Raw genomic sequence first — 9,629 nt, forward strand, 5'->3', positions numbered from 1 at the left:
CCGGAGTTTTCAATATCAATTGATGCCAATCAATATATTATAGGGTATTAATCTTCCTTTCGAAAGGCTATCCCCTAGATAAAGGCAGGTTGCACACGTGTTACGCACCCGTACGCCGCTCTCAAGATCCCGAAGAATCTCTACCGCTCGGCTTGCATGTGTTAGGCCTCCCGCTAGCGTTCATCCTGAGCCAGGATCAAACTCTCCATTGTATGTTTGTTTCCTTGTTCGACTCACTCAAAGTTTTTGACGCTTTAGTTTTTTCCTTACTTTTATTTTGGTTGTATCTTGTATTTCAATGATCTCTCTCTTTTCGCTTCCTCTTATTTCGCTGTCTCAGCGACTTCCGATTTGCGAGTGCAAAAGTAATAAACTTTTTTAACCTGACAAAATAAATTTTGATTTTTTTTCAAACTCTTTTTCGTAAGAACGATTGCTATCTCAATTTATCCCATCTTTACTCCTGCGCCTCTTTTTAGAGACTGCAAAGGTAAAACGATTATTTGTAATGGACAAATTTATTTTCTTATTTTTTTAAGTCAACTTATCTGTCTGTTTTGCTTCTGCGCTCCCTCTCTTTCGGGACTGCAAAAGTAGAAAGATTATGTTAAATAACAAGCGTTTCGCCTATTTTATTTTTAAATCTTTCTTAACTCGCTGATTGTGATGGCCTTTTTTTTAGTTTTTGGTGTTTGGTGTTTGGTGTTTGGTGGATGGCTGATGGGGATGTAAGATTGCTTTGAATGGTGGGAAATTATTGGTGGGGCTGAATTAACTCCTTCAAGGATAGTGAATCCTTGAAGGAGGGTGAAGTTGAATATTCGTTAATTTGTTAATCTAGAATATTAGATGAGTGAGATGTCGCACCCCGACCTGAGTGGAGCTCTTTTTATTTTTTTTGCTTTTGAAGGTTGCTTGGTTGCAAAAAAATAAAAAAGCGGGAACGGAGGGCGGATAAGGTGCCCAAATAAAAAAGAGAAAAATTAGAGCTAAATTTTAGCTGTACTTCTACTATATAATTTACTTTTGCTAAAAATGTATTTTATGGAGGACATTGTGTATATGGATTTGGTGTATCGTTCGGCAAAAAATTGGTTGGTAAAGTTGGTTGATTTTGCTCCTGGTTTTATTGTGGGGTTATTGATTTTCGTTATTACTTTTTATTTGAGTCGTTTTTTGAGTCGTTTTTTTGTAAAAATATTTGAAAAAACTTTTCCAAAAGGAAGAAATCAGGACACAATAGTTGCAATGGTAGGTGTTTTTCGGTTTGTAATTATCTTGGCCGGATCGTTTGTATCCCTTGAAGTTATGGGGCTGAATGGTTTTTTCATGAAATTTCTTGGAAGTTTGGGTGTTGCAGGTATTATTGCCGGGGTTGCGTTGAAGGATTTGGTTTCTTCAATTTTCTCGGGGATGTTGGTTGGGATTGACAAATCTTTTAAAGTTGGCGATCAAGTTTCGATAAAAGGGATAACCGGTGTGGTGGAGGAAATTGGTTTCCTAACGACTAAAGTCATAAACGACGAGGGGAAAAAAGTCTATATTCCGAATCAATTGATTTTTGATTCGCCTTTTATTAACATTTCGGCATCGTCACAACGAAAGGTTATTATTGAATTTGAAATTCCGACGAGTGAGAATCTTGAAAAATCGAAAAAGACACTTATGGAAGAGGTGCAAACCATACCTTATAACGACAGTCCTGAAAAATCTGAAGTTTTATTTATAAAACAACAATCGGGAATGTTCATTTTACAAGTTAAATTTTGGATGAAACAAGGGGAAAATTTTGCAAAAGTAAAAAGCGAGACCATTGTTAGGTTAAAATCCAAATTGGATACTGAAGGTATAAAAACCGATACCAACACCAATGCATAAAAAAAGCCATCCGGATTTTGGATGGCTTTTCTATTGTTTGTTTTGACAAAATTATTTCGCCAATACTTCTTTTACTTTACCTGCAGCTTCTTCTAGAGTAATAGCTGAATGGATTGGAAGACCTGCTTCGTCGATTAGCTTTTTAGCTTCCTCGGCATTTGTACCTTGCAATCTTACGATCAATGGAACTGGGAATTGTCCGATTTCTTTATATGCATCTACAACACCTTGAGCTACTCTGTCGCATCTTACGATACCTCCAAAAATATTGATAAGAATCGCTTTCACATTTGCATCTTTTAGGATGATATCGAAAGCCGTTTTCACTCTTTGTGCATCTGCAGTACCACCAACATCTAGGAAGTTTGCTGGGTTACCGCCAGAAAGTTTGATCATGTCCATGGTAGCCATTGCAAGACCTGCACCGTTTACCATACATGCAACATCACCGTCCAATTTAACAAAGTTAAGACCGGCCTCGCCAGCTTCAACATCCATAGGATCTTCTTCTCTCTTATCTCTAAGTTCGGCAAGATCTTTGTGACGGTACAATGAGTTATCGTCCAAAGTTACTTTAGCATCAACAGCAATAATTTTGTTGTCTGAAGTCTTAAGTACCGGGTTGATTTCGAACAAAGAAGCATCGATACCTACATACGCATTGTAAAGACTTGTGATGAATTTTGTAAATTCTTTGAACGCATTGCCTTCTAGACCTAGGTTAAAAGCAATTTTTCTAGCTTGGAAACCTTGCAATCCCAAAGCAGGATCGATGGTTTCTTTATGGATAAGGTGTGGAGTTACTTCGGCAACATGCTCGATATCCATCCCACCTTCGGTAGAATATACTACTGTATTTTTATTTTGAGCTCTGTCCAAAAGGATAGAAACATAAAATTCTTTAGTTTCAGTTTCACCTGGATAGTACACATCTTCAGCAACAAGAACGGAATTCACAAATTTACCTTCAGCAGAAGTTTGTGGAGTTACCAACATCATTCCGATGATGTTTTGTGCGTTTTCTTTTAATTTATCGATGTTTGGTGAAAACTTCACCCCTCCACCTTTACCACGACCACCTGCGTGAACCTGAGCTTTCACCACCCAGCCTTCGCTACCGGTCATTTCTTTTAATTTTCCTGCAGCTTCTACGGCTTCGTCCGCATTATTGGCAACGAAACCTCTTTGAATTGCAACTCCGTACTTTGATAAAATTTCTTTACTCTGATACTCGTGAAGATTCATACTATTTTAATATTAATTATTACATTTTTAAAGATTGACAAAATTACAAAAAAGTTGGTTAATGATGTTCATAAAATAAATTTATTTCTAAAATTCTAAAAACCAGAACATTTGAAGTAAAATAATATTTCACCTGACCTAAATTCAATAAAAAAATTGGTATAAAAAAAGAAACTGTTTTCAAGTAATTTCATGATGAAAACGAAGGCAATCAGACCAATTATTCTTTCGATTTTGTAAAAGTTATCCCAATCCCCAACAAGATGATTAGTCCACCAATAATTTGCTGAATCGTGATGTTTTCACCGATAAAAAGCATGGCAAAAACAGAAGCAAAAAACACCTGACTGAGCAAACTTAAGGAGACTTTTGTTGCCGACATCCTCTGTGTCGAATAGCTGATCAGCAGCCATGCCAGCAATTGACAAACCAATCCCTGAACCCAAAGTGCTGCCCACGCTTGCCAAGAAAATCCGAAAAAAGCTTCGTCAAAAGCCCAATTAATCGCCAACAATACCAGGGAGCTAACCATCATGCTGTAGGTAACAAATGTTAAAACATTGACTTTTTCCAAGACGGATTTACTGACCAATATATATAATGAATAGAAAATCCCTGAAAGCACACCCAAAAAAAATGCCTGATCCAGGTGGAAATTAGAAACACTCTGAACATTCAAAAATATTAAAACGCCTACAAACGCAACCGTTGCACCCATCCAAAAAGATTTGGAGGGCTTTCGATTAAAAAACATCAACGAGAAAATCCCCACCCAAATTGGCGAAAGGTTGGTAAGCAAAGTGGCTTGTGTTGCAGATGAATTTTGAATGGAAACATTCCACACGGCAATATCCAAAGCAAAAAGAATCCCACAAATCACAATGGGAAGTATCGTTTTCGTATTCTGAATTTTCCATCTTTTAAAATAAATTGCAAAAGGAAACAGGATCGCAAAAGCAATTGCCATGCGATAGAAAGCAGAAATCAATCCGGAACTAAGGTTCATGCGGATGATGACTGGGAAAATGGATATGCATAAAATCCCTACAAAAAGGGAAAGATTGGATCTGGACACCTGAGCGAAATTTAAAAACCCCTGCCTAAATGGCAAGGGCTGATTAGAGTTTTATTTTTTCTTTGCAAAGTTTAAAAGCAGACCTGCCCAAGATAAAATCATCAACAAACCGCCCAATGGGGTTATGGGACCTAAAAATTTCAAACTTACACCCCAAACATCTTGAAAAGACAAAAAGTAAATGCTAAATGAGAAAAAGAAAACACCCAAAAGCATCAATCTTGAAATCCATTTTTCTGCATTGGATTCAAAATTTAAAATAAATCCGATGATGATAAGATACAATGCTGCATACATTTGGTATCGTACTCCGGTTTCAAAACTCTGCAACTTTTCTACCGTTAAAATGGCCTTGAAGGCGTGTGCTCCAAACGCTCCTAAAACAATGGATAGTAAACCCAAAAAAGCACCACTTATTAAAGTTATTTTTTTCATGTTTTTTTTATTTTGATTCTCTCAATTTATTAAATTCTACAATGACTTCGTGGTGGGTTACGGTTTTGTCTTTATAAAAATTCACGAAATAGTGTTTTTCTTCTTCCGTTGCTCCCAGCTGATTCAGAATATTGAACAAATGCATTTTCATATGCCCTTTTTGGATGCCGGTGGTAACCAAAGAACGAAGGGCTGCAAAATTCTGTGCCAATCCGGACACGGCCAAAATACTCATCAGTTCTTGAGCCGAAGGTTTCCCAAGCAAGGCCAAGGAAAACTTTACCAAAGGATGCAAATTGGTCAAACCGCCTACCACTCCAACAGAAATGGGTAAATCGATCCAAAACCTGAAAACATCGTTATCTATAGAACAATGGGTAAGTGAAGAATATTTTCCACTTCTCGAAGCATAGGCATGTGCACACGCTTCCGTCGCTCGAAAATCGTTTCCTGTTGCAATTACCACAGCATCTACCCCATTCATAATTCCTTTGTTATGGGTTGTTGCACGATACGGCTCGATTTCGGCAATGGTTACGGCTTGTTTAAATTTTCTTGCAAATTCTTCATTAGAAATACCGCTGTCGTCTTTTAGTTCGGAAATTGGGCACGAAACCTCAGCTCTTACCAAACAATCTGGGGTAAAATTGGACAAGATATTCATCACGATTTGCAAAGAATCTTTTTCCTCTTGGCTGAAGTCTTCTTCTAGAGCCACTTCCGCCTTCAATGTTTTCCCAAACTGCTCCAGACACGAGTTTATGAAATTAGCACCCATGGAATCTACGGTGTCGAAACTGGCTTTCAGTTGGAAATAATTCTCCATTTCTTCCGTCTTGTCGATCAAGCGAATGTTCAGGATTCCGCCGCCTCTTTTTCTCATGTTGGCCGTAATGCCTTCGGTAGCTTCCATCAACTTGGCCTTCAATTTAAAATTAAAGAAATGCTGCAATTTATGGGATTCCACATTCATGATGAAATGTGTATGACCCAATTTTTTGGTATTGATGATGGTTGTTTTGAATCCTCCTTTTTCCAACCAAAACTTTGCTGATTTTGATGCCGCTGCCACCACAGAACTCTCTTCAACCGCCATAGGAAGGGCGATCAGTTTACCGTCTATTAAAAAATTTGGTGCAATCCCGTAAGGCATGTAAAAATTGGAAATGGTATTTTCCGAAAACTCTTCATGCAATTTCTGCAACAAGTGATCGTTGTTCCAATATTGTTCTAAAATTTGCTGATAACTACGGTCGTCACTAAGATATTCGGATACTAACCAATCTATTTTCTGTTGTTTTGAGAGTTTAGAAAACCCTTCAATCGGCTGATGATTCATTTTTGAAAATTTGAAGTATCAAATATAAGTAAAAAAGAAGGTTGGGCAACCAAAGAGTCATGATAAGTTCGTCACTATTAAAAATAGCCGTAAATTTGAATTTCTCAAATAAAAAAAATCATGCCCAAAACCCTTTATATTAAAAACATGGTGTGCAATCGCTGTATCATGGTAATCCAGCAAGAATTGGACTTGATGAAAATTCCCTACAAATCCGTGAAATTAGGCGAAGTTGAATTGGAAGCTGAAATGGATGTTAAAATCGAAAAAGCCTTTTCCAAAAAAATAGAATCGTTGGGTTTTGAAATGATCAACGACAAAAAAGGGCAAATAATCGAGAGAATAAAAACGGAAATCATTGCTTGGGTACATCACGACTCAATGGACCTAAAAACGAATCTTTCGGATTATTTGAGCGACACCCTTCAGCAAGACTACTCGTACCTGTCCCATCTTTTCTCGGATATCGAAGGCATCACCATAGAAAAATACAGCATTACACAAAAAATAGAAAGGGTAAAAGAACTCTTGGTTTATGACGAATTGAGCCTGAAAGAAATTGCCAATCTTCTGAATTACTCTAGTACGGCGTACCTTAGCAATCAGTTCAAAAAAATTACAGGGCTTAGTCCCAGCCATTTCAAGACCATTAAAATAAACAAGAGAACCCCTTTGGACAAAGTCTAAATCTTACACAAGAATTACAAAAAATTACAATGCTTTTGCAATAACAAAGCCTCAACTTTGTCATTCAAAATAAAAATCATGACTGCACATAACAACAAGCAACTGTATATCCCTTTGGAAAATGTCAATTCCGAACATTGCGCACTGATTATTGACAAAGGCCTTAGTCAAATTGAAGATGTAAAAAAACACCACATCGAACTGAACAACAAAAGAGCTTTTATAGAATTCAGCCAAAACGAAACCGTTGAAAAAGCCATAGATTCTATAAAAAATTTGGGTTATGGTGTCACGCTCGTCAAGAAAAATTTTCCCGTACTCAACCTTTCTTGTGCATCTTGCGCAGGAAGTTCCGAAACGGCCATTATAAATCTTCGTGGGGTACTTTCGGCTTCGGTTAATTTTGCCAGCACCACCCTTACTGTGGAATATTTCCCAAACGAAACCAATCCATTCGAGATGCAAAAAGCGCTAAGAGCCATCGGTTTCGACATGTTGATTGAAGATGAAAACACCCAACAAGAGCTTTTAGAAGATCTTCAACATAAAAAATATCAAGCCTTAAAAAGAAAAACCATTGGCTCCGTATTGCTGACCCTTCCGGTTTCCATAATCGGAATGTTTTTTATGAACATGCCTTTTGCTAATGAAATTTCGCTAATTCTGACCACACCCGTAGTTTTTTGGTACGGAAAAGATTTTTTTGTGAACACCTGGAAACAAGCCCAACTGAAAATGGCCAACATGGATACCTTGGTGGCTCTAAGTACCGGAATTGCTTATGTTTTCAGTATTTTCAATATGATTTTCGCTCATTTTCTTCATTCCAAAGGAATACATGCGCATGTCTATTTTGAAGCAGCAGCAGTCATCATTTCCTTCATCCTTTTGGGAAGATTGCTGGAAAGCAGAGCCAAAGACAATACAGCAACAGCCCTAAAAAAACTGATGGGACTGCAACCAAAAACCATTAACATCATCGATAATGAAGGCAATGAAAAATCCATCCGGATAGAAAATGTACAGATTGGAAATCGAATATTGGTAAAACCTGGAGAAAAAATAGCTGTGGACGGAACTTTGGTTAGTGGAAATTCTTTCGTGGACGAGTCCATGCTCAGTGGAGAACCCGTACCGGTTTTAAAAGAAACGGACGACAAAGTTTTCGCAGGAACCATTAACCAAAAAGGAAGTTTTGAGTTTTTAGCGGAAAAAATTGGGAGCGAAACTTTACTTTCCCACATCATAAAATCGGTGCAAGACGCACAAGGCAGCAAAGCTCCTGTACAAAAATTGGTCGATAAAATTGCTTCCGTTTTTGTCCCAACCGTCATCAGCATTTCCATTATTACCTTTTTTATTTGGCTGATTTTCGGTGGAGAAAACGCTTGGGTACAGGGCTTGATGGCTGCCGTTACCGTCTTGGTGATCGCCTGTCCCTGTGCTTTGGGATTGGCAACACCAACCGCCATTATGGTTGGGGTAGGCAAAGGTGCTGAAAAAGGTATTCTTATAAAAGATGCTGAAAGCTTGGAGGTTTCCAAAAAAATAAACGCCATCATCTTGGACAAAACCGGAACCATAACCGAAGGAAAACCGGTGGTTAATTCCATTTTTTGGTTAAACAACGACGACACCCACAAAAACATCCTTTACTCCATCGAGAAAAGATCCGAACATCCACTGGCCGAAGCCGTGGTTCAGCATCTGCCCAAAGAAGAAGTTTTGGATTTTACACATTATGAAAGCATCACCGGAAAAGGTGTGGTGGCAGAATATGAAAACCATAAATATTGGGTAGGTAACCTTAAACTGATCCACGAAAACAAAATTTCACTTGCTGAAAACTTAAAAATAAAAGCCGAAGAATGGTTGAATCGCGCACAAACCGTAATTTACTTTGCCGATAACAAGCAGGTTTTGGCCGTTGTTGGCATTTCGGATCAGGTGAAAAAGACTTCGCAACATGCTGTAGCATCACTAAAAAAAATGGGTATAGAAGTTCACATGCTCACTGGAGACAACCCAGCAACAGCCCAACAAATTGCTAAGCAAGTGGGGATCGATCATTTCTTGGCAGAAGTCTTGCCTCAAGACAAAGCCGATTTTGTTAAAAAGCTTCAACAAGAAGGAAAAGTGGTAGCCATGGTGGGCGACGGCATCAACGACAGTACAGCTTTAGCTACCGCCGATGTAGGAATTGCCATGGGCAATGGCAGCGATATCGCTATGGATGTTGCCAAAATGACGATTATCTCTTCTGACCTAAACAAAATCCCGGAGGCGATTGAACTTTCCAAACAAACGGTAAGCACCATAAAACAAAATCTTTTTTGGGCCTTCATCTATAATGTTATCGGCATACCTTTGGCGGCAGGAATTTTATATCCTGTGAATGGTTTCTTACTGAACCCGATGATTGCAGGGGCAGCCATGGCACTGAGCAGCGTAAGTGTGGTAAGCAACAGTCTTAGATTAAAATGGAAAAAAATAACAATTTAAAATAAATAAAAAATGGAACAATTTCAATTTAAAACCAACATCAATTGTGGTGGATGCATAGGTTCGGTAAAACCGCATTTGGACAACATCAAAGAAATAAAAGAATGGTCTGTAGATACGGACAATCCTGAAAAAATATTAACGGTAAAAGCTGAAAATATAAATGCAGAAACCATCATAGAAACCGTAAACAAAGCCGGTTTCAAATGTGAAAAGATTGATTAATAAGAATTGCGAAGTCGAAAAGGCTTCGCTTTTTTTATATCGTAAAAGCCCTAAATGCAACCTTGAGGATGTTTAAAATTTTTGGGATTTTTATTTTGGCAACATTTTTGCAAACAATTGAACTTGTTTAAAGTAAAAAAATCGATAAACACCTTTAAAAAAAGGCGTTAATTATTTGTTTAAAAGACTGGTATTCAGTATATTAGAGGAAAAATAACTACAAATTTCTCTATGCAAAAGAAT

The 9,629-nt window shown here is 37.8% G+C and carries 8 protein-coding genes and 1 rRNA gene; 4 read left to right on the plus strand and 5 right to left on the minus strand.

Features of this window, described 5'->3' with window-relative positions; genetic code table 11:
- A 16S ribosomal RNA gene (locus tag EIY84_RS11220) occupies positions 1-212 on the minus strand; the annotation flags it as partial.
- An 832-nt stretch (positions 213-1,044) separates the two neighbouring features.
- Here EIY84_RS11220 and EIY84_RS11225 point away from each other — a divergent pair.
- A complete protein-coding gene (locus EIY84_RS11225; RefSeq protein ID WP_124643217.1) occupies positions 1,045-1,878 on the plus strand; it encodes a mechanosensitive ion channel family protein in 834 nt (277 codons plus the stop codon).
- 51 nt (positions 1,879-1,929) lie between these two features.
- On the opposite strand, the gene sucC is transcribed toward EIY84_RS11225, so the two are convergent.
- The 4 genes from sucC to EIY84_RS11245 form a co-directional block, all read right to left on the minus strand.
- A complete protein-coding gene (gene sucC, locus EIY84_RS11230) occupies positions 1,930-3,123 on the minus strand; it encodes an ADP-forming succinate--CoA ligase subunit beta (RefSeq protein WP_124643219.1) in 1,194 nt (397 codons plus the stop codon).
- A 220-nt stretch (positions 3,124-3,343) separates the two neighbouring features.
- Positions 3,344-4,198: a DMT family transporter gene (locus EIY84_RS11235; protein WP_241154788.1), complete on the minus strand. Its 855-nt coding sequence runs from the start codon at positions 4,196-4,198 to the stop codon at positions 3,344-3,346.
- Between the two features lie 51 nt (positions 4,199-4,249).
- Entirely contained in the window at positions 4,250-4,633 is a 384-nt protein-coding gene (locus EIY84_RS11240; protein WP_124643221.1) for a DUF423 domain-containing protein, read from the minus strand.
- Positions 4,634-4,640: 7 nt separating this feature from the next.
- Positions 4,641-5,972 carry a hydroxymethylglutaryl-CoA reductase, degradative gene (locus tag EIY84_RS11245; protein WP_124643223.1) on the minus strand — a complete coding sequence of 444 codons (1,332 nt, stop codon included), beginning with the start codon at positions 5,970-5,972 and terminating at the stop codon, positions 4,641-4,643.
- Between the two features lie 120 nt (positions 5,973-6,092).
- Here EIY84_RS11245 and EIY84_RS11250 point away from each other — a divergent pair, with 120 nt between their 5' ends.
- The 3 genes from EIY84_RS11250 (at position 6,093) to EIY84_RS11260 (ending at position 9,386) form a co-directional block, all read left to right on the plus strand.
- A complete protein-coding gene (locus EIY84_RS11250) occupies positions 6,093-6,659 on the plus strand; it encodes a helix-turn-helix domain-containing protein (RefSeq protein WP_241154789.1) in 567 nt (188 codons plus the stop codon).
- Positions 6,660-6,737: 78 nt separating this feature from the next.
- Positions 6,738-9,161: a heavy metal translocating P-type ATPase gene (locus EIY84_RS11255; RefSeq protein WP_124643225.1), complete on the plus strand. Its 2,424-nt coding sequence runs from the start codon at positions 6,738-6,740 to the stop codon at positions 9,159-9,161.
- A gap of 12 nt (positions 9,162-9,173) precedes the next feature.
- Entirely contained in the window at positions 9,174-9,386 is a 213-nt protein-coding gene (locus EIY84_RS11260; protein WP_124643227.1) for a heavy-metal-associated domain-containing protein, read from the plus strand.
- The last annotated feature ends 243 nt before the right edge of the window (positions 9,387-9,629 follow it).

Origin of the sequence: Amniculibacterium aquaticum (genome assembly GCF_003852705.1) — a bacterium.
In the GTDB taxonomy this organism is placed as follows: domain Bacteria; phylum Bacteroidota; class Bacteroidia; order Flavobacteriales; family Weeksellaceae; genus Amniculibacterium; species Amniculibacterium aquaticum.